The sequence below is a fragment of the Lysinibacillus sp. NPDC096382 genome (assembly GCF_044762845.1).
Classification (GTDB): Bacteria; Bacillota; Bacilli; order Bacillales_A; family Planococcaceae; genus Lysinibacillus.
Genome location: NZ_JBIWFC010000010.1, coordinates 26,010 through 44,258, shown reverse-complemented (window position 1 = coordinate 44,258; position 18,249 = coordinate 26,010). Strand labels below are relative to the sequence as shown.

At 36.5% G+C, this 18,249-nt stretch carries 28 protein-coding genes and 1 pseudogene; 24 read left to right on the top strand and 5 right to left on the bottom strand.

Annotated features, from left to right (window positions below; translation table 11 throughout):
• Positions 1-69: 69 nt before the first annotated feature.
• From ACIQZA_RS14960 to ACIQZA_RS14880, 17 genes are all read left to right on the top strand, one after another.
• On the top strand, positions 70-972 hold the full coding sequence (locus tag ACIQZA_RS14960) for a hypothetical protein (RefSeq protein WP_402882279.1): 903 nt from the start codon (positions 70-72) through the stop codon (positions 970-972).
• On the top strand, positions 926-1,726 hold the full coding sequence (locus ACIQZA_RS14955) for a PD-(D/E)XK nuclease-like domain-containing protein (protein WP_402882277.1): 801 nt from the start codon (positions 926-928) through the stop codon (positions 1,724-1,726). The genes ACIQZA_RS14960 and ACIQZA_RS14955 overlap by 47 nt, the downstream gene beginning before the upstream one ends.
• A 188-nt stretch (positions 1,727-1,914) precedes the next feature.
• Positions 1,915-2,181 carry a hypothetical protein gene (locus ACIQZA_RS14950; RefSeq protein WP_402882275.1) on the top strand — a complete coding sequence of 89 codons (267 nt, stop codon included), beginning with the start codon at positions 1,915-1,917 and terminating at the stop codon, positions 2,179-2,181.
• A gap of 50 nt (positions 2,182-2,231) precedes the next feature.
• Entirely contained in the window at positions 2,232-3,023 is a 792-nt protein-coding gene (locus tag ACIQZA_RS14945; protein ID WP_402882273.1) for a DnaD domain protein, read from the top strand.
• Complete coding sequence (locus tag ACIQZA_RS14940) at positions 2,938-3,804, top strand: DnaA ATPase domain-containing protein (RefSeq protein ID WP_402882271.1); 867 nt, start codon at positions 2,938-2,940, stop codon at positions 3,802-3,804. The genes ACIQZA_RS14945 and ACIQZA_RS14940 overlap by 86 nt, the downstream gene beginning before the upstream one ends.
• A 39-nt stretch (positions 3,805-3,843) precedes the next feature.
• On the top strand, positions 3,844-4,029 hold the full coding sequence (locus ACIQZA_RS14935; protein WP_402882270.1) for a hypothetical protein: 186 nt from the start codon (positions 3,844-3,846) through the stop codon (positions 4,027-4,029).
• Complete coding sequence (locus ACIQZA_RS14930; protein WP_402882268.1) at positions 4,026-4,223, top strand: hypothetical protein; 198 nt, start codon at positions 4,026-4,028, stop codon at positions 4,221-4,223. The genes ACIQZA_RS14935 and ACIQZA_RS14930 overlap by 4 nt, the downstream gene beginning before the upstream one ends.
• 3 nt (positions 4,224-4,226) lie before the next feature.
• Positions 4,227-4,442, top strand: coding sequence for a hypothetical protein (locus tag ACIQZA_RS14925; RefSeq protein WP_402882265.1), 216 nt, complete (start codon positions 4,227-4,229; stop codon positions 4,440-4,442).
• Positions 4,435-4,623: a cytidine/deoxycytidylate deaminase family protein gene (locus tag ACIQZA_RS14920; RefSeq protein ID WP_402882262.1), complete on the top strand. Its 189-nt coding sequence runs from the start codon at positions 4,435-4,437 to the stop codon at positions 4,621-4,623. The genes ACIQZA_RS14925 and ACIQZA_RS14920 overlap by 8 nt, the downstream gene beginning before the upstream one ends.
• Positions 4,620-5,324: an NUMOD4 motif-containing HNH endonuclease gene (locus tag ACIQZA_RS14915; RefSeq protein WP_402882260.1), complete on the top strand. Its 705-nt coding sequence runs from the start codon at positions 4,620-4,622 to the stop codon at positions 5,322-5,324. The genes ACIQZA_RS14920 and ACIQZA_RS14915 overlap by 4 nt, the downstream gene beginning before the upstream one ends.
• Positions 5,321-5,818: a single-stranded DNA-binding protein gene (gene ssb / locus ACIQZA_RS14910; protein WP_402882259.1), complete on the top strand. Its 498-nt coding sequence runs from the start codon at positions 5,321-5,323 to the stop codon at positions 5,816-5,818. Before ACIQZA_RS14915 ends, ssb begins: the two co-directional genes overlap by 4 nt.
• Before the next feature lie 17 nt (positions 5,819-5,835).
• Positions 5,836-6,024, top strand: coding sequence for a hypothetical protein (locus ACIQZA_RS14905; RefSeq protein ID WP_402882257.1), 189 nt, complete (start codon positions 5,836-5,838; stop codon positions 6,022-6,024).
• Positions 6,025-6,041: 17 nt separating this feature from the next.
• The gene (locus ACIQZA_RS14900; RefSeq protein ID WP_402882254.1) at positions 6,042-6,167 is read left to right on the top strand and encodes a hypothetical protein; all 126 of its coding nucleotides are present in this window, start codon (positions 6,042-6,044) and stop codon (positions 6,165-6,167) included.
• Positions 6,167-6,793 (top strand): dUTP diphosphatase, encoded by a 627-nt coding sequence (locus tag ACIQZA_RS14895; RefSeq protein ID WP_402882251.1) that lies wholly within the window; start codon positions 6,167-6,169, stop codon positions 6,791-6,793. Before ACIQZA_RS14900 ends, ACIQZA_RS14895 begins: the two co-directional genes overlap by 1 nt.
• Before the next feature lie 21 nt (positions 6,794-6,814).
• Positions 6,815-7,075 carry a hypothetical protein gene (locus ACIQZA_RS14890; RefSeq protein WP_402882249.1) on the top strand — a complete coding sequence of 87 codons (261 nt, stop codon included), beginning with the start codon at positions 6,815-6,817 and terminating at the stop codon, positions 7,073-7,075.
• A 71-nt stretch (positions 7,076-7,146) separates the two neighbouring features.
• Positions 7,147-7,482, top strand: a complete 336-nt coding sequence (locus tag ACIQZA_RS14885) for a hypothetical protein (protein ID WP_402882247.1) — start codon at positions 7,147-7,149, stop codon at positions 7,480-7,482.
• A gap of 15 nt (positions 7,483-7,497) precedes the next feature.
• Positions 7,498-7,920, top strand: a complete 423-nt coding sequence (locus tag ACIQZA_RS14880; RefSeq protein WP_402882245.1) for a RusA family crossover junction endodeoxyribonuclease — start codon at positions 7,498-7,500, stop codon at positions 7,918-7,920.
• A 350-nt stretch (positions 7,921-8,270) separates the two neighbouring features.
• On the opposite strand, the gene ACIQZA_RS14875 is transcribed toward ACIQZA_RS14880, so the two are convergent.
• From ACIQZA_RS14875 to ACIQZA_RS14865, 3 genes and pseudogenes are all read right to left on the bottom strand, one after another.
• On the bottom strand, positions 8,271-8,816 hold the full coding sequence (locus ACIQZA_RS14875) for a collagen-like protein (protein WP_402882243.1): 546 nt from the start codon (positions 8,814-8,816) through the stop codon (positions 8,271-8,273).
• A 237-nt stretch (positions 8,817-9,053) separates the two neighbouring features.
• Positions 9,054-9,545 (bottom strand): annotated as a pseudogene (locus tag ACIQZA_RS14870) (bclA protein); the annotation flags it as partial.
• A gap of 268 nt (positions 9,546-9,813) precedes the next feature.
• On the bottom strand, positions 9,814-10,323 hold the full coding sequence (locus ACIQZA_RS14865; RefSeq protein ID WP_402882241.1) for a DUF3231 family protein: 510 nt from the start codon (positions 10,321-10,323) through the stop codon (positions 9,814-9,816).
• A 448-nt stretch (positions 10,324-10,771) separates the two neighbouring features.
• On the opposite strand from ACIQZA_RS14865, the gene ACIQZA_RS14860 reads away from it, so the two are divergent.
• Complete coding sequence (locus ACIQZA_RS14860) at positions 10,772-11,191, top strand: hypothetical protein (RefSeq protein ID WP_400932634.1); 420 nt, start codon at positions 10,772-10,774, stop codon at positions 11,189-11,191.
• Between the two features lie 50 nt (positions 11,192-11,241).
• Here the strand turns inward: ACIQZA_RS14860 and ACIQZA_RS14855 are convergent, their stop codons facing one another.
• Both ACIQZA_RS14855 and ACIQZA_RS14850 read right to left on the bottom strand, forming a co-directional pair.
• Positions 11,242-11,541, bottom strand: coding sequence for a hypothetical protein (locus tag ACIQZA_RS14855; RefSeq protein ID WP_402882238.1), 300 nt, complete (start codon positions 11,539-11,541; stop codon positions 11,242-11,244).
• Positions 11,541-11,744 (bottom strand): helix-turn-helix transcriptional regulator, encoded by a 204-nt coding sequence (locus ACIQZA_RS14850; protein WP_054550329.1) that lies wholly within the window; start codon positions 11,742-11,744, stop codon positions 11,541-11,543. Before ACIQZA_RS14850 ends, ACIQZA_RS14855 begins: the two co-directional genes overlap by 1 nt.
• Before the next feature lie 674 nt (positions 11,745-12,418).
• Between ACIQZA_RS14850 and ACIQZA_RS14845 the strand changes: the two genes are divergently transcribed.
• The 6 genes from ACIQZA_RS14845 (at position 12,419) to ACIQZA_RS14820 (ending at position 18,191) form a co-directional block, all read left to right on the top strand.
• Positions 12,419-13,021: a hypothetical protein gene (locus ACIQZA_RS14845; protein WP_402882236.1), complete on the top strand. Its 603-nt coding sequence runs from the start codon at positions 12,419-12,421 to the stop codon at positions 13,019-13,021.
• A gap of 151 nt (positions 13,022-13,172) precedes the next feature.
• Positions 13,173-13,961 (top strand): hypothetical protein, encoded by a 789-nt coding sequence (locus ACIQZA_RS14840; RefSeq protein WP_402882234.1) that lies wholly within the window; start codon positions 13,173-13,175, stop codon positions 13,959-13,961.
• Between the two features lie 64 nt (positions 13,962-14,025).
• A complete protein-coding gene (locus ACIQZA_RS14835; protein WP_402882231.1) occupies positions 14,026-14,472 on the top strand; it encodes a terminase small subunit in 447 nt (148 codons plus the stop codon).
• A complete protein-coding gene (locus ACIQZA_RS14830; protein ID WP_402882230.1) occupies positions 14,462-15,730 on the top strand; it encodes a PBSX family phage terminase large subunit in 1,269 nt (422 codons plus the stop codon). Before ACIQZA_RS14835 ends, ACIQZA_RS14830 begins: the two co-directional genes overlap by 11 nt.
• 9 nt (positions 15,731-15,739) lie before the next feature.
• Positions 15,740-17,185, top strand: coding sequence for a phage portal protein (locus ACIQZA_RS14825; RefSeq protein WP_400932652.1), 1,446 nt, complete (start codon positions 15,740-15,742; stop codon positions 17,183-17,185).
• Positions 17,178-18,191 (top strand): minor capsid protein, encoded by a 1,014-nt coding sequence (locus tag ACIQZA_RS14820; RefSeq protein WP_400932654.1) that lies wholly within the window; start codon positions 17,178-17,180, stop codon positions 18,189-18,191. Before ACIQZA_RS14825 ends, ACIQZA_RS14820 begins: the two co-directional genes overlap by 8 nt.
• The last annotated feature ends 58 nt before the right edge of the window (positions 18,192-18,249 follow it).

Below are 18,249 nucleotides of genomic sequence, written 5' to 3'. Positions count from 1 at the left end.
CACTTGGCAGAGTGGTCTAAGAAAACATATTAATTGCGCTCATTATAGCGCACTACAGGAGGAATTTCAATGAGTAACTTAGCAGAACAATTTAATAATCCGTCTTCCTACCAACAGCCACAAGGGGGAGGGGTACTAGCTCAAGTTAGCTCCTCTCGTGAAATGGAGGAAGTTAAAGGGCAAATTTTCATGGCGAAGTCGTTTCCGAGAAATATTTATGAAGCTGAAAAGAGAATCTTAGATGCATGTAAACGTTTTTCATTAGCAGATGCAGCGATGTATTCATACCCACGTGGGGGAACAAATGTAACTGGACCTTCAATCAGACTTGCAGAGGTTTTAGCACAAAACTGGGGGAACATTTCTTTCGGTGTTAAAGAATTAGAACAACGAAATGGCGAATCGACAGCTATGGCTTTTTGTTGGGATTTAGAAACTAATACAAGACAAGAAAAAACTTTTACAGTTAAACATTCAATAAAGACAAAACAACATGGATTAAAGATACTATCCGATCCACGTGATATTTATGAAAAAGTAGCAAATGACGGTGCTCGCCGACTTCGCTCATGTATTTTGAGTATTATCCCAGGAGACGTTGTAGAAAAAGCTTTAAAAGAGTGTGAAGTGACTATACACGGTAATAACACTGAACCATTGAAAGACCGACTAGCAAATGCTTTAAAGCTTCTTAAAGAGTATTTTAAAGTCACACAAGAAATGGTTGAGGACAAGTTTGGTTATAAAACAAGTGAGTTTACAGAACGAGACTATGTTGATTTAGGTAAAATCTACAATTCGTTGTGTGATGGTATGTCAAAGGTTGAGGATTGGTTTGACAAGGAAGTTGGCAAGAGCCAAACAAGTGGACTAACTGCTGAATTTAAAAAATCAAAAGAACAGCCAAAAACTGAGGTGAAACAAGATGATAACGTCATTCCAATTGAACAGCCAGAATTACCACTCGAATGAGGCCAACCAACATTATATGTCGGTGTCGCAGTTTAAAAGTGCCTTGGAATGTGAAGCATGTTTGATTGCAGAGATGAAGGGCGAGTTTATTCGTCCTCCGTCTCCTGCGTTAATGGTTGGCTCATACACACATGCAGCTTTTGAAAGCGAACAGGCTTTTGCTGAGTTTTGTGAAGAGAATCATAACAGTATTTTTAAGAGTCGCGGTGGGAAGTACGCTGACTTTGAGCAAGCAGACAAGATGATAGAAACCTTAAAAAATGACCGATTTGCAATGTTTGCTTTAGATGGTGAAAAAGAAATTATTTTCACAGGTGAGATATTTGGTGTACCTTGGAAAATCAAAGTTGATTCTATAAACCATCAACGTAGATCATTTAGCGATTTAAAGACCACTCAGAGCCTTTATAAGCGATATTGGAGTGAGAAATACAATAAGTATGTATCATTTGTTGAAGCTTATGATTATGTGCTACAAATGGCTATTTATCGCGAAATAATCTATCAAAACACAGGTCAGTATTATGTTCCATATCTAGTTACAGTCACTAAGGAAACACCACCTGATAAGGAAATATTGGAGTTTGATATACCTGATTTCGATTTTGAGTTCGAGTATGTAAAAACCATGTTGCCTAGCATTATCGAAGCAAAAAACTCTAAGAAAGAGCCAGTGCGGTGTGGGAAATGCGAATACTGCCGAATGACTAAACAACTCACTAGAACAATTAAAGTTGGTTATTTATTAGAATGATGAACGATGTACCAACAAAAGTTTTATTACCTTCTTGGATATTTCAACAGGCAGGAGGTAACAACGACGAAATTAAGCGTCTGGTACTGCAATACATGCAACGGTATCCAAACTATAGAGTTACAAAAGTGAGTGGTAGTTTCGCGGTTTGTGAGAGGCACGACGGGCTGTTATAGGAGGTTAAAGGAATGAGTGAAATGGGAGAATTTTGGCGTGATATGAAGCCAATTCAAAAGGAACATAGCCGAAAGAAAAAAGAGTCAAACTATGAATCTAGTAAAAGGTTATTAAAGGCTCAAAAGATTCAATTTGTTGAACACGATAACTGTCATTTAGTTGTTGCTGACAAACATGGCGTTAAGTATGACTTCTGGGCAACCACAGGATTATTTATTAATCGTAAAACCAAGCGTAGAGGTCGTGGAGTTAAGAATTTAATCAAGCTAATAATGTAGGTTTATGATTTGAAATTTGAATATTGCGACATAAGGAGAGGCGAGGGCAAATGGGCATCATCCGAGTGGCTAAGAACAGCAACTATGTAGTGATGAATCGAACGGCATTGAACGACAACCGGCTATCTTGGAAAGCTAAAGGCATAATGGCATACATGCTTTCAATGCCAGATGATTGGGTGTTTTATATGGACGAGTTAATGACTCACTCAACAGACGGCAAGGCTTCATTTAGAGCTGGTTTCAATGAGCTAAAGAAATGCGGTTACATCGAACGAAAACCTATTCGTGAAGGGCAAAGAATTAAAGAATGGGAAACAATCGTTCATGAAGTACCCATAAATTCTCTACTTACCGATTTTCAAGAAGTAGAAAAGCAAGAAGTAGAAAACCAAGAAGTAGGTTTTCAAGAAGTAGAAAATCGAACACTACTAAGTACTGATAATAACCAAGTATTGATTAAACCAAATATTGATAATAACCAAGTACTGACAGAGAGAGAAGAGAGTCAGTCGATCAATCCGTTCTTGGAGATTAAAAATAGTTTTGATTCAACAATCCGAATCAGTAACTTTACGGATCATCGAAAAATGGACAAGCTTTTGGACATGTATCCTGATCACTTACTAATTATTGAAGCTATTAAGCTTACTGCTGATTTAGGTAAATCAAGTGTTGAGTACATCGAAGGTATATTACGGAATTGGTCATTAGAAAAAGGAGTTAATTCATACGCAGATTGGCAGGTGAAGATAGATGGAAAGAATGGGCGACCGAATGGCAGCAGTCATGGAGGAGCTAAAAGCACGAAGCCAATTGTGTTCGGAGACTACAGTAGCTGAGGAACCTGATTACAACTGTCCTAAGTGTAAGGATGAAGGTGGTTATCTTGTTCGTAAAAAAGCTGGAGAAACCACGCTAGTACGAGATGAAGATAGATTAGTAGAAAGAATTTTAAAGTATGACACTGATGAATGGCAGCAATGTGAATGTACAAAAATGCGTCAACTCAATCGCTTAATAAAGTCTAGTGAAATTACAGAAGAGTTTCAGAAAATGAGCTTTAAAAACTTCTCAACTGATGGTGTACATCCGAAAGTCGTTGAAATGAAAACCAAAGCTAATCAGTATTATGCAGCATTTGAGCAGATTAAGGGCTATAGACAGAACAGCATCATGCTAATTGGACAACCTGGTTGTGGTAAAACACATCTGTTAACAGCTATCTCAAATTATCTGATCCATACAAAGCAAGTGCCGATTCTCTATTTCCCTTACAAGGACGGGATGAACAATCTTGCTGCTAACAACTTTGAACGTAAAAACGAAATTATGGATCGTATGAAGGAAATTGATGTCCTGTTTATCGATGATCTGTTCAAGCCGATTGGTGGAAAGGTTGATGTGAAAGCGTGGCAAGCTGAATCAATCTTTGAAGTAGTTAACTATCGTTATCTCAACAACAAGCCGTTGCTTATATCCAGTGAATTATCACTAGATGACATGCTTTATATCGACGAGGCCTTAACAAGCCGGTTGTTCGAAATGGCTCAAGATTTCACAGTAACTACTCCAAAGGACATGAAAGTGAATTACCGATTACGAAAGGTTTTTGAAAAATAGATAGAGGGGCGCATAGCCCCTTGATTGGAGGGTGAAGGGATGAACAAACGACAAGAGAAAAAGGTGGCTGTTTCACTAGTTACGAAAATAGTTGTTAGCCACTTTGGTGTAGAAATGTCCAAACTTACTAGAGCTGAAAAACGAGTGCTTAGAAGGCATACCGAAGCCGTATATTCAGCAGTTAAGTTAGTCAAAGAGGAAATGCAGGAAGGGTGCATTCAATGACAAATCCTAATCCATTCCAACAAGTCGCTGATTTCGTGGCAAAGATAGGTGAAGCTTATCGTGAGTTTGAACTTAACAACCTCATGACGGAGCTTGAGGAGTTTAATAAACAAAATTATAAAGACGCTGCTATTGATGTTGCTTTGGCTACTGGCGACCGTGAGGCTTTTTACAAATTAGTGGGGAGTGAATGAGAGATGAAGAAAAAACCATTACCTGAAGCTAGAGAGTTATCAGGTATCGAATTAGCAATAATTGCGATAAATCTCGAAAAACAGAAAAAAGAGGAAATTGAACGACTTCGTAAAGCACTAGAAAAAGTCATGGAAGTTGAAGCACCAAACATGGAAGGGTATGAAACATGTACTTACAAAATTGCACGTCAGGCATTAGGTGGTGAAGCTCATGAATGAACAATTTCTAATCGATCAAATCATCTTGTATTTAGGTCAACACCAACGTTTCGGAGGCAAGCACAACGAAATCATGGCTTATAAGCGTTTGGAACAACTAAGAGCTTTGGTAGGGCTAAAAGATGCTGAGGAGGCTACAGATTATCTCGTTATGAAAATGGAAGGGGCGATGGCTGCGTGACATTAACCGAACAACTGACGTTTCATTTTGAAGACTATGAGACTTGGAAACCTGTTGTTGGTTATGAAGGGCTGTATGAGGTTAGTGATAGAGGTCAAGTTCGATCTTTGGATAGACCTGTTTATAGGGGTAACAAAATTCACTGTTATATGAATGGTCGCATATTAAATCAAACTAAAACAACAACAGGTTACATGCGAGTGACATTAGTTAAACCAGGACATAAAAACAAAATGTTTAGGGTGCATCGATTAGTTGCTTTCGCTTTTATTCCGAAGATTGAAGGGAAAGATTTGATAAATCATATCGACTGTAATCCATTAAATAACAACGTAGAGAACTTGAAATGGTGTACCCATTCAGAGAATCTTGTTCATGCATATCGTTCAGGAGAAAGAGCGTGTTCTATCAGAAATAAAGAAAAATGGATAATCCAAACTTATTTAGAAGATAGAAACAGTGGGTGTAATACGATTGCTAAAAAAATCGGAACTGATGGTAAGACAATTAGAAGGCTTTTAGAACAACATGGAATACCAATAAGAAGCCGTGAAGAAGTTAGAACTAAAGTTCCTTACGAAATATTAGCTTCTGAATTTAAGAAAGGGTCCAGAAATATTGATATTGCTAAAAAATATAACATCAGCACAGCGACAGTAAAGAAATACAAAAGAGAATATAAGGAGGGACTTGGAAGTTGAATCAAACGCAACTTATTGGAAGGTTAACTAAAGATCCGGAGCTCAAGTACAGCCCGTCAGGTGTCCCGGTAGTTCGGTTCACATTAGCAGTCAATCGAGAAATGAAAAGGGATGAAGCAGATTTCATTAATTGCATTGCGTTTAATAAAGTTGCTGAAAGTCTAGCAAACTATCAAAAGAAAGGTAGTCGAATAGGGGTTGTTGGGCGCATTCAAACTGGTAGTTATGAAAATCAGCAGGGGCAAAGAGTTTTTACTACTGATGTCATAGCTAATAGCATCGAGTTCTTAGACACTCGTTCAGAAAGCACAGGAGGCTCACAGAGCACTTCAAACTACAAATCTAGTACAAATACAGGGGGAGCAAATCAAAATGCTCCACAGGGCAATAATGGTGGTAATAACAACCAACCAAGTTATTTAAAAGTAGAGGATGACCCGTTTGCAAATAGTAAAGGTCCAATGGAAGTAAGTGAGGATGACCTCCCATTCTGACAAAGGAGTGATTAAAGATGATAACGAAAAAACCTAATAAAAAAATCATTGGAGCTAAAACAAGAGCAGCACTTGTAAAACAAATTAAAGCAGAAGAACGTAGCCGTTGGTATCCAATCAGCGATATTAAATTTTTTGAATATGAGGCAAGACCATACCAGGTATTATTACGGTTCGGAAAAGTGGCGGAAAAAGAAAATAAGTAAACTAAGGGGGCAACAGTATGAAAAAGGGCAGCCAGCTATTTACTAAAGTCATAATACTCAAGTTACGTAGAGAAAAACCTACAGTTATCGAATTTAATGGTGATCGTTATGTAAAAGATAATCGGAATGTTGGAGGTAAATAATGAGCTTACAAAATATTATTGATGCACAAAAAGAACTGGACGCAAGAATTATCAAAGAAAAAGGACTGGAAGGTAAGGATTTAACACCTAACACATTTTTAGCTTTGAAAGTTGAATTAGCTGAATTTGCAAACGAAGGACGTTGGTTTAAACATTGGAGTAATGATCAGGAGCCGAGAACTGCATTTATTGGTATTTGTGAATGTCCTTATTGTGATGGTTGTTGCGGCAATAATGATGAACATCCGAGAAATCTAGTGCTCGAAGAATTTGTTGATGCTGTTCACTTCTTTGTTTCAATCGCTAACCAAAAAGGCTGGGAAGATGCACTTTGGATTTACGAAGAACAAACAGATCCAGATGAGTTTGATGGGGACTTAACAAGTTGGTTCTTAGAAATGGATTACTTCCTAAGCATGGCGTATATTCGAAAGTTTACGGATGAAGAAGAAGCTAAGTGTAAAGATAGATTTGGATTTTTAAATAACGAATATTGTTTTAGAACAGCTTGGATTTTATTCTTAAACATTGGTATGAACGGCTTCGGCTTCACTTGGGAGCAAATAGAGGCAGCATACTTTGAAAAGAATCGCATTAACCACACTAGACAAGAAAACGGATATTAAATAAAAAGGAGGAATAACACTATGAAATTCTTTGATTTTTACAACCCATATATCGCATTAATTAAGGCTGAAAACGAGGAACAAGCGAAAGAAAAGTATGTTGAGTGGGTAGCTGATGACGAAGGTGATTTAGAGTTTGATGAAATTGAAAGAGATCATGCAATCGTTAAGTTTAGTCAAACAAAAGGTGAAGATGGAGAGTTAATTCCAGCTAGTGAAATATTAGAGCAGTTGCATAGTGACAAGCCGGAATTGCTGTTGATTGACGGAAACTTAATTTAACCAAATACACGCTGCTGGTAGAACGGCATTAGGTTGTTTTATCAGCAGACTTATAAGAAGGAGGAATAAAAATGGGTTTAGATTTCAGTCATACTGATGCGCGTTGGAGTTATAGTGGCTTTGGCAATTTCAGAAAAAGGTTAGCGGAACAAATTGGAATGGACTTAGATAACATGGAAGGCTTCGGTGGAAATGTACCATTCCACATCTATCAAGATGACATCATCCCTTTACTAGATCATTCAGATTGTGATGGTGAACTTACGCCAGATGAATGTAAACAAGTAGCACCTAGACTAAGAGAATTAGTATCAGGTTGGGAAGATTACGACAAATTGAACGCTCTAAAGCTTGCGGACGGAATGGAGTTAGCAGCAAATCGTGGAGAGTCATTGGAGTTTCAATAAGCTAGGAGGGCAAACATGAACGTACTCACATTTGAAATACCAGGGGTCATTCAACCTCAAGAGCGACCTCGATTTAGTAGACGTGGTAAGAAGGTTGTCACACATGACGCACCGAAGAGTAAGGACTTCAAAGACTTTGTAAAGCTCGTAGCATGGACATATAAGCCGTCAGAATTGATTACAGAGCCTATTAAACTAAAAGCTGATATTTATCTCATGCCACCAAAGAAATACCACACAGGGCCAAAGAGAAAGCTTATAGCGAGTGGTGAATTACGTCCAACGACAAAGCCTGACCTCGATAACTTGATTAAGGGCATCAAGGATGGTTGCAACAAAATCATTTGGCATGATGACTCTCAGATTGTTGACATGACAGTGAGGAAGTTTTATTCAGAGCAGCCGAGAGCAGAGGTGACGATTGAATGGGGTGCTTAACGGTACGCAAGGAAGTTAAACAGCGTAGAGCAAGGCTCATTAATCAACAGGACCACATAGCTTTTCTAGAGTGCCGAGGATGCCCGAAACGTAAAGCTTATGATCCTAGCAAGAAATGCAGAAGGTGCAAGACTTATAGGCAACTACGGAGTATTGGGAAAGAGCTTGAACAGATTAGTCGTTTGCGTAGGTGGGGTAAGTGAAGATTTGAAACATATTGTTCAGGAAGGAAGTGAGAACACGGGTTATCAATTACCTGATATGAATGAATAAATCTGAAAAGAAAAAAAGGAGCAAATCCTTCGTCAAAGGAAACTTACTCCTAACTATCTTTACCGAGTATTTTATCTTTAAACAATAGGACTTAACATTTTAAGGATAATAGAAGCATTTACGTTTGTTTGTGTGCCTCCTGCCAATGTTTGAAGGATTACTGCTGCAGCGGAGGTATGATTTCTAAGTGTAAGAATACCGCCGGCTGGGATAGCAATTATCACCTGACCAGTATTTTGCTGAGTACCAGCTCCTGAACCGTAGACTGATACTGGGATCGGTACACCATTTAAAAATAGTGTGAATTGGTTAGGTTCAACACCTGATACGCTGAAAGTAACTTCGTAGATTCCTGGTGTGGTAACAACAATTTGAGAGGTTCCTGGAATGTGCGTAATTCCAGGTGTAACTATACCTGTTGAATCGAAAATAACATCAGCCTCTACAGCTACAGTTTCAGGACTTAGATTATATATATATCCATATTCGCAAAGACTACTACATGCTGATGGTGTTACAGGAGGAATAGCACCAGTAATTCCACAGAGATCAATGGCTGTGAATGGTCCTATTTGGCTTCCACATAAGTAGGAACGTTTATTACAGTTACTACATTTATCCATTTTTTCACCTCCGTTTGTAGTATTTTATTCGAGTGAAAGATGGTGTAAAGGGCAATAGGTTACCTACATTCAATTAATAACTTAGACTCATTATTAATGTTCTATTTTAAAAAAAGACCAATTGTATGAGATGGATACTTCTTTATAGCTATTCAACAAGCCCCTGTTAGTTAAGAATAAAATTACTAATTATTAATAACTAACGACTCACTAAATATTTTTAATATTATCCCTTATTCAATTAGTCTGTCCTACAGCTGTAATTTTGCAAGTTGAAATTGCAAATCTAACGATTGTTTCAGGACTTATTGGTAAAGTACCTAACACTATGCCAAGACCTGTTTGTTCCACGGTAAAATCTGCTGCAATAGAACCATTAACTGCTAAAAGATTCACTGTAGAACCGATAAGTGTATCTAGCAATTGTCTAATCGGTCGTTCGCGACAATCACACTCGCACCCTGAATTAACAGGTGGCAACAAGTTGATAGTAGGTCCTGGTGGTAAAAATCCTACCCCTGTAACATCAGAAATATTTACTTTAAAGGTTGTCGCACCATCTGTAACAGTAACTAAAAAATCATTCACTTCAATAATTGTGAATAAAAAAAATAGAGGAGGTACATTTGGTGCGTCTGCAACAGTGCCAAGAATTACAGTTTGCCCAACAAGCTGCTGTAAGACGGACTGAAGTGGAGAAACACAACAATCACAAAGACACGATGAGGTGGGGACTGAAGGACAGCAACTATTAAGTGCTGTGTACTTAACTGGCGGACAATTTCCGTTAGTTTTTATTCTAGTAATTTTCTTTTTTTTAGACATAATTTCACCTCACTATTTCTTTTATAATATGTTTAAAAGAAATATGAGATTGGATTAAAACCTATTTAGGTTTGAACAAAGATACTTTATTTGAGCAGCGCTTATTGAACAATATGAGGAAAATAAAAAACCCCAGTTTATACTGGGGAAACGGTTTGTCAGGAAATAAATATTATTTTTCAGGATAATCTACATGTAATGGTGGTGGAACTAACCAGCCTTTATTTTTATTAAGTCGTAGTAGTTTAGCACCGATTTGAGCTTTTGCTGTATGGAATTGTCCATACATTAATGCGATATCTTCACGAATAGAAATACCCATTGCTTGACTGCATGCAACTAATCCAGCAGCTAGGTCGGCACTAAGTGCAGCGCTAATTTCTGGATCATTAAACTTAGCACCAGCGGGGATATCCTTCATCCTTGCTACCGGTCTTTCAGGTGAAGCAGGAGGTAAACCAATACCATTTGTTTTTAGGATTTTCTCTAATTGTTTTACTTCTTCCCTGCAAAGTTCAACGATATCTTCAATTATTTTCTTTAGATCTTCGTCACCAGCATGATTATAAAAAGTTTGATAGCCAGAAATCATACCATAATCTGCAATTAAATTTGACCAAATACTAAACACTTCACCGTAATGCAATGGCTCGTTTTTTGGATTTCCACCAAAAATACCCATACTTTCACTTCCTTTTCTTATTTTAGCTAAAGCAAGGATAGTATGGTTAAAATTAAAAAAATAATTCATTACTGAACAATATGATAAAAATAACAAACACACACACGTAAAGTTTTATAAAACAAACACTTTTATATGTAATAGAGGGATAGCACATGCGATAACAGTGTGGGGCAATGCAAAGCAACAGGTTGCTATCCCAAAATGAAAAAAGAGCCATCTCTTTAAAAAGAAATGGCTAAAAAGTAGTCTTGGATGAAGACATTGAAGTGTCAAGCAAACACTTACACTACTATAACTATGTTGTAATTTTAGTTTTGTATAGTTGAAAACCTGGAAATTTAATAAAAAAAGCCGCAGCGTGTTCAGACGCTACAGCTAAGAATTGGTTTATGCCCTTTGACGGTGCTTACAACATTATTATATCACACCGTAGGAGGGCAAACCTATGTTAAAAGAGAAAACGGAATTAAATCGCTACCAACTAGACAAGGCAATTAAAAAGTACCATGACAATATGTGTAAGTACATGAGAATGAAAGATGAGCTTGATTCATTAACAGCGGCGGCATCTACAGCCAAGTATGGTATTGAGGCAACAATGCCTAAAGCAGTCGGAAGTACAAGTGATCCAGTACATGCACATGTTCAAATTAGAGCATCGCGAGAAGTACGCATTAACAAAATTAAAGATGAATTACTAATGGTTCAAAATTTAACAAGCAAGGTAAATGGCGATATAGAGCAAGAAGTACTTTATTGGTTGTTAGAAGGCATGCCTTTCCGCTGGATAGGTGCAAAGCTTAATATGAGTCATACAAGCGTACAGCGAGTACGAGAACGTGTTATTGATATGATGATGAAGTAAATAATAATAACCCTGTCCTCATTTTAAGACAGGGTTTTTTACAAAATGTTTTACACTCTCCGAACAACGGCCAAATAAATAGATGATGATATACTTTGAATGAAAAACACAAGCATTACATAATAAATAAAATATTCTTTATCTATTAATTTTAACATTGCTACTAGTGCTACTCCAATTAATATACCAACAGTTAGAACAGAATAAGAAAATGACTTGATTTTAAAGATGAGCATTTGACCTCTCTCATCTTGCGACTCCATCCTACGTTCAAATGTAGATTTGTAAAACTCTGCAATAATTACTAACACTGCTAAAACACAAATACTAATCGTAGCTACGTTAACCATTATTCATCCTCCACATAATTAAATACATCCGTTATTTCTTTCTCAAATGAATTAGCAATTTTAAAAGCTAGAATCAAAGACGGATTATATTTATTTTTCTCTAAAGCTGCTATAGTTTGTCGACTGACACCAACCACATCTGCTAATTGTTGTTGTGTCCATCCTTTTTCCGCCCTACAAATTACTAATTTGTTATTTAACAATAGCACCACCTCTTGTATAGATTGTAATTTATTTCTTACATATTGTAAACTATTTTTTACATTAAATAGAGTTACGTATTTTCAAGATGTTCCAAGTGTTACAAATGTGCCAGATGTTCCAAATGTTCCAAACGTATCATTTTAAATAATATACAGTGTAAAATGAAGGGGAGGTCGGACAGGTAAATGTTTCTTCCTTTGGTATTTATAAAACACTAAATATTAGGGAAAGACAGACCGACGACCGACCTGCGCTTCATAAACTTGTTCGAGGCAAGACATACACGGCCGGCCCATATTTTTTAAGAGATTAGGTATCTTAATTAATATAAAAGGCTAATAAAACTGAAGGAGTGGTGTGAACTTCGTCCACTTTCCTTTTAGTCAAACTTACTGAGCAATAAGTGCACGGAAATGCACTATAAACAAAACACAATTCGCTTTACAAATATAACGTGGTGCAGCTCTACCACGATTTCGCAAGTGAGCTAACTCGACAAAAACAATAGCAAAGCTTTCATCTTAGGATGGAGGCTTTTTCTTTTGCTTTGAAAACTGCATCAAACAGCCAAAACCTTACGAGATAAGAGGGCAGAGTTTGGTGTTGTTTTGAGGGCAAAAAGTTATTACATATTTTTCATCTTCCGATTTATTATTGGATTGGAGGTAAACTGATGAAAAAATATGTTATAACAAGTATCGTAATTATTTTAGTTATTTTGTTTGTTCCAGTGTTTTGGTTAAAATTGTTCCAATTGACATTTGGGATAGGTGAGGAAGCTACTCTTTTAATAGTGGCGGCAATAGGATTAGTAGGTGCTATTTTAGGTGGTGTTATTTCAGGTGGTATGACATTAATGGGAGTAAAACGGACAATAAAACATGAAAAAGATATTAGAAGGAAAGACCAAATTCCACAAAAAATTGAATTGATCAGAAAATCAGTGTTAGTAATGGAAATTGTTATTAACGAAACGGTTTTTTTACCAACGCAAATTTTCAATGATTTTAATAGAGCTAGAGATACTTTATTCGAATATGCTTCAAAAATAGATACGGATTGTTATAACGAGTTGTTAAAATTAGTAGATATCATCAAAGAGATTGATAATAAAGGCATTAAAATGGAAGATGGGAAATTTGTTCCTTTAGGAAGACTATTGACTTCACAGGAAGGCATACAAACTGTAGAAAAAGGATATAAAGAATATTTAAGGAATTATAAAAACCTTTTGGAGAAAAAAATGTTGTATTACCAAAAAGAACTTTCAAAATAACATCCTTCGGGGTGTTTTTATTTTGCCCTGAAAAGCCAGTATCGTGCAGACCTCCCCTTGCTGCTAAACAAACGGTACTTGCTTTTGAGAGCAAAAACTTATTAAGGTTTTGTATATCCAACATGATTTATTATTATGTAGGAGGTGCAAAATGAAATGGACACATAAAGATTGGATTTGGTTATTCATATTTATAATCTTTATTTCTATCTATAATGAAATTAATAGCGTAAAATTAATAGAGGTAATTTCATACATTTCAACATTTGTTTCTATTGCTTTAGCATCAGTAGCAATTTATATATCTGTACGAGAAGCTACAAAGGCAGATACAATAAAAAATGAGATGAATATCATTTTAGGGGAAATGAAAGAAAAATTAGGGCAGGTAGATACTAAGATAAATGACCTTAATCCAAGTACTATTAAAAATAATATTGAAAAATTTAAAGAAGAGGTTCAAGAGATTGGAAAAGATTATATAGATCTTATTACTGCAGAACTACAAAAGAATGATGAAGAGAATCAGAAAAAATCAAGTATTGATAATCTAAAAGATGCTTTTGAAAACAATATCAATAAAGCTGGCAAGTACTTTAAAAATTCACTGATGGATAGTAATGACAACGATGATTTATCCCAGCTTCTAATATGGCATGAACTAGAGGGATTTCTGAGAAGAACAGAAGAAATTGAATTGGGCATTACTGAAGATGATGTTGGTTTTAATGAAAAAGCTTTTAAATTGAAAAAATATATTGTTAATTATAGTAAAAGAAGTATTACATTTATACTTGATAATAATAATGAAACTATTACCAAGGATTTCAAAGGTATAGTTGAAATTAGATATTCAATTTTGACAGATAAGAAGATAAAATTTTGGATTTATATGAATTCAGTAACATGGAGATTTTATTTAAATGTTAATAATGAGTAAGTAAAACACCCTCTTAGGGTGTTTTTTTATTTTACTAAGCAACTAGCATAATGGGGTGATGCCATTGATTGAACGTAAATTAAATCCAAAACAACAAGCATTTGCAGACTACTATATTGAGTTAGGGAATGTAGAACAAGCTGCAATAAAGGCTGGATACAGCAAAGCCTACGCAAGAGGTAATGCTCATAAATTAGTTGCAAATGTGAGCATAAAAACATATATAGAAAAACGGATGGAAGAGTTAAAGTCTGAGCGTGTAGCAAGCCAACAGGAAATACTTGAATATCTAACATCGTTAATGCGTGGTGAACAATCAGAAGAAATCCTTCGAGGGATTGGCGAAGGTGCTCAAACAATCGATGATATAGATGTATCCGCCAAAGACCGAATTAAAGCAGCTGAGATGCTTGGTAAGCGTTTTGCAATGTGGACAGATAAACAAGAAATCAACGCCAATATTACACCTGTATTTGTTGACGACATAAGTGGTGATAGTGATGGCAGTTAAAAAGCTATCGGAGTTACTACCTACAGCGTTTCATAGTGTTTGGAGAGCGTCTATTGCAACCGATATTTTAAATGTTGTTTGCAAGGGTGGCCGTGGTTCGGGTAAATCATCGGATGTTGCACATATCATTACGCAATTGCTTATGCGATACGCTGTCAATGCAGTGGGTATACGTAAAGTAGACAATACCATCGAAACATCCATATTTGAACAAATGAAATGGGCCATAAACGAGCAAGGAGTATCGCACCTATTTAAAATCAATAAGTCACCTATGCGGATAACGTATTTACCGCGTGGCAATTACATGATTTTCAGGGGTGCTCAAGATCCTACTCGTATTAAATCGTTAAAGAGTGCTAACTTTCCTTTTGCCCTCGCATGGTTAGAGGAACTAGCTGAATTTAAAACAGAAGAAGAAGTAACGACCATTACCAACTCGCTATTACGTGGTGAACTTGGAGATGGTCTTTTTTATAAGTTTTTTTATACGTATAACCCACCGAAACGTAAACAGTCTTGGGTGAACAAGAAGTACGAGAGCTCATTACAGGCTGATAATACGTTTGTTCATAAGTCCACTTACCTTGATAACCCATTTATCTCGAAACAGTTTATAGAGGAAGCTAAGGCTGCTAAAGAGCGTAATGAATTACGTTATCGTTGGGAATACCTTGGTGAAGCAATAGGTAGTGGTGTTGTGCCGTTTGATAACTTACAAATTGAAAAAGGTTCAATCACTGATGAAATGGTTGCCTCCTTTGACAACATCCGAAACGGAGTCGATTACGGTTATGCTACGGATCCATTAGCATTTGTACGTTGGCATTATGACAAGAAGAAAAATGCTGTCTATGCTGTTGATGAAGTATACGGAGTGAAAATTAGTAATCGTGAGTTATCGAAAAAATTACATGCGAAGGGTTATGAAAATGACCGTATTGCAGCAGAAAGTGCAGAGCCAAAATCCAATGAAGAGTTAAAGAATGAGTTAGGTATTAAAAAGCTCTATGCCGTAAAGAAAGGGCCAGATAGCGTTGAATATGGTGAGGAATGGTTAGATGATTTAGATGCAATTTATATTGACCCATTGCGTACACCGAACATAGCAAGAGAATTTGAAAACATCGATTATCAAACGGACAGAGATGGCAATCCAATACCTCGCTTAGAGGATAAAGATAATCATACAATCGATGCTACTCGCTATGCATTTGAAAGAGATATGAAACGACCTTCAATGTCTGTTCTAAAGTGAGGTGATTAAATGCTGATCGAAGACTTGTTTAGACCGCGTTGGCATGAGCAAATGGAAGAGGTGATTAAGAATATGGTTGAAAGTGTGATTAAGGATGAACAAGTAATACTTAACGAGATAGAAGACTGGGAAAAGTCTGACAAACGCAAGTTGATGATTATTGGAGAAAAGTATTATAGAAATAAAATGGACATAGAAGAAAAGAAGCGTGACGCTGCTTGGAAATCTAATTTAAAGCTTGTTCATGGATATGTAAAGAAACTCGTTGATCAAAAAGTTGGTTACACACTTTCAAAACAGCCATCTATTACAAGTGAAAACAAAGTTTATCAGAAAAAGCTCAATGAAATCTTTGATGCTGGAATGATCAATCGTTTACGAAAGGTAGGCAAGGAGGCCATCAATAAGGGAGTTGCTTACTTACATCCATACTTTAATGAGACTGGTGAACTAAGTTTTATGCGCTTCCCTGCCGAGCAGATCATTCCTTTTTATGCTGACTCCGAGAATATGAAAATAGAGTCTTTTTTAAGAGTGTATGAAACGGATTATTATGATGGGACAACAAAAAAGACACTGAAAAAGGTTGAGCACTATCACAATAAAGGTATCGATCATTATGTACTAGATGGTTCAACACTTGTTTCTGATGTTCAGAGAGGTGGTAAACAAGGTTATCATTTTTTATTTGGTGAACAGCCAGTACTATGGGAAAAGATACCTCTTATTCATTTCCGTTATAACGAGGAAGAACAAGCACTGATTGACCAAATTAAATCGTTAGTGGATAACTACAATACTCAAGCATCAACTAATGCCGATATCCTTGCCGATATTCCGAATTTCATCTATAAGCTAATAAATTACGGCGGAGTAGATTTAGAAGAGTTTATTAGTGACTTGAATAAATACCGTGTTGTTAAAACGGATGAAAATGGTGATGTAGACAAACTTATAGCTGACATTCAAACAGAGGCAACAGAAAAAGAGCTTGAACGCACACGTAAAGTTATTTATGAATTAGGCCGTGGTGTGGATACCATAAATGAAAATCTAGGCAATGCTTCTGGAGTTGCTCTTAAATTTCGTTACAGTGATTTAGATCTTGACAGTAATATTTTAGAAAGTGAGATGCAATCAAGCATTGAACATATGATGTGGTTTATTACACATTATCTAAAGATGATTGACGAAGGTGATTTCACAAATGAAAAAGTAAAGTTTATATTCAATCGTGATATCATCACAAACGAGTTGGAAGCTGTTGAGATGTGCGAGAAGTCTACAGGTATTATCGATGACCAAACAAACCGTGAAAATCACCCTTGGTATACACCGGAGGTCGAGAAACGCCTTAAAAAGCAAAAGGAAGAAGAACAGAAAGAAATAGATGAGTATCGAGAGTCTATAGAGCAACAGCGACAATCTCAAATGGAAGTGAAGGGCAATGAGTAAGTATTGGGAAAGTCGTGCAGCACAGCGTGAGCTAGAATCACAACTTATTGCAAGTAAACATTTGGCTCGTATGGATGAACAACTACGTATAGCACAAGCAAACATCATACAACAGATTGAAGTATTCTATTCACGTTATGCTATTGATAATAAAATTTCATATGCCGAAGCAAAAAAGTATTTAACAGCTAAAGAACTAAAGGATTTTCGAAATATCACACTTCATCAATTTAGAGCAATGTCATTGTTAGGCGATCCAGAATATGATCGCATATTAAATGCAATAAGTTATAGAGCGAGAATCTCTCGACTAGAAATGTTGCAATTACAGATACAAATGCAGATGCTTGAGTTATTCGGTAGCGCAAATGGATTACAGGCTTATACGTACTCAGGGCTAACAGAGGTTTATGAAAACTCCTACTACAAATCGTTGTATGACATTGCATCGTTTACGGCAGTTTATCAGCCTATCACTAAACTAACAGATGATGTTATGAAAGATGTATTGTCCTATAATTGGTCCGGGAAAGAGTTTTCAAAGCGAATATGGGGGCATGAAGCCCAAACAATAGCAACTATAAAAATAGAGTTAGAAAAATCGTTTAAACAGGGTCGCTCACTCATAAAAACGTCAAGAGCAATTAGTGAAGCGACTGATGTAGCTTTAAGTCGAGCGGAGGCGCTTGTAAGAACTGAAGCTAATTTCTTTCACGGTTTAGCTACAAACAACGCTTATATTGATGCAGGTATTGACCACTATCAGATACTTGCCACATTGGACAATCGTACATCAGAAATATGTCAAGAACAGGATATGAAACTATACTTTGTGAAAGATTATAAACCAGGTACCAATGCTCCACCGTTTCATACGAGATGCAGGACAACAACTATTGCGTATTTCAACGAAGCAGAGTATATGAAAAATGAAACACGAATGTCTGCTAACGGTCGGATCGAGAAGATGGACTATAAAAAGTGGAAAGTGAAGTACGTCTCATAGTTTCATCGTCTTTTTTGCTTTGCAGACGTAAAAGATTCAAAGCTAACACCTATCGTGC

Bases quoted from the DNA above. Each gene is read 5' to 3' on its own strand.
- ACIQZA_RS14960 (WP_402882279.1), top strand. From the start codon at position 70: ATGAGTAACTTAGCAGAACAATTTAATAATCCGTCTTCCTACCAACAG.
- ACIQZA_RS14955 (WP_402882277.1), top strand. From the start codon at position 926: ATGATAACGTCATTCCAATTGAACAGCCAGAATTACCACTCGAATGAG.
- ACIQZA_RS14950 (WP_402882275.1), top strand. From the start codon at position 1,915: ATGAGTGAAATGGGAGAATTTTGGCGTGATATGAAGCCAATTCAAAAG.
- ACIQZA_RS14945 (WP_402882273.1), top strand. From the start codon at position 2,232: ATGGGCATCATCCGAGTGGCTAAGAACAGCAACTATGTAGTGATGAAT.
- ACIQZA_RS14940 (WP_402882271.1), top strand. From the start codon at position 2,938: ATGGAAAGAATGGGCGACCGAATGGCAGCAGTCATGGAGGAGCTAAAA.
- ACIQZA_RS14935 (WP_402882270.1), top strand. From the start codon at position 3,844: ATGAACAAACGACAAGAGAAAAAGGTGGCTGTTTCACTAGTTACGAAA.
- ACIQZA_RS14930 (WP_402882268.1), top strand. From the start codon at position 4,026: ATGACAAATCCTAATCCATTCCAACAAGTCGCTGATTTCGTGGCAAAG.
- ACIQZA_RS14925 (WP_402882265.1), top strand. From the start codon at position 4,227: ATGAAGAAAAAACCATTACCTGAAGCTAGAGAGTTATCAGGTATCGAA.
- ACIQZA_RS14920 (WP_402882262.1), top strand. From the start codon at position 4,435: ATGAATGAACAATTTCTAATCGATCAAATCATCTTGTATTTAGGTCAA.
- ACIQZA_RS14905 (WP_402882257.1), top strand. From the start codon at position 5,836: ATGATAACGAAAAAACCTAATAAAAAAATCATTGGAGCTAAAACAAGA.
- ACIQZA_RS14900 (WP_402882254.1), top strand. From the start codon at position 6,042: ATGAAAAAGGGCAGCCAGCTATTTACTAAAGTCATAATACTCAAGTTA.
- ACIQZA_RS14895 (WP_402882251.1), top strand. From the start codon at position 6,167: ATGAGCTTACAAAATATTATTGATGCACAAAAAGAACTGGACGCAAGA.
- ACIQZA_RS14890 (WP_402882249.1), top strand. From the start codon at position 6,815: ATGAAATTCTTTGATTTTTACAACCCATATATCGCATTAATTAAGGCT.
- ACIQZA_RS14885 (WP_402882247.1), top strand. From the start codon at position 7,147: ATGGGTTTAGATTTCAGTCATACTGATGCGCGTTGGAGTTATAGTGGC.
- ACIQZA_RS14880 (WP_402882245.1), top strand. From the start codon at position 7,498: ATGAACGTACTCACATTTGAAATACCAGGGGTCATTCAACCTCAAGAG.
- ACIQZA_RS14875 (WP_402882243.1), bottom strand. From the start codon at position 8,816: ATGGATAAATGTAGTAACTGTAATAAACGTTCCTACTTATGTGGAAGC.
- ACIQZA_RS14865 (WP_402882241.1), bottom strand. From the start codon at position 10,323: ATGGGTATTTTTGGTGGAAATCCAAAAAACGAGCCATTGCATTACGGT.
- ACIQZA_RS14860 (WP_400932634.1), top strand. From the start codon at position 10,772: ATGTTAAAAGAGAAAACGGAATTAAATCGCTACCAACTAGACAAGGCA.
- ACIQZA_RS14855 (WP_402882238.1), bottom strand. From the start codon at position 11,541: ATGGTTAACGTAGCTACGATTAGTATTTGTGTTTTAGCAGTGTTAGTA.
- ACIQZA_RS14845 (WP_402882236.1), top strand. From the start codon at position 12,419: ATGAAAAAATATGTTATAACAAGTATCGTAATTATTTTAGTTATTTTG.
- ACIQZA_RS14840 (WP_402882234.1), top strand. From the start codon at position 13,173: ATGAAATGGACACATAAAGATTGGATTTGGTTATTCATATTTATAATC.
- ACIQZA_RS14830 (WP_402882230.1), top strand. From the start codon at position 14,462: ATGGCAGTTAAAAAGCTATCGGAGTTACTACCTACAGCGTTTCATAGT.
- ACIQZA_RS14825 (WP_400932652.1), top strand. From the start codon at position 15,740: ATGCTGATCGAAGACTTGTTTAGACCGCGTTGGCATGAGCAAATGGAA.
- ACIQZA_RS14820 (WP_400932654.1), top strand. From the start codon at position 17,178: ATGAGTAAGTATTGGGAAAGTCGTGCAGCACAGCGTGAGCTAGAATCA.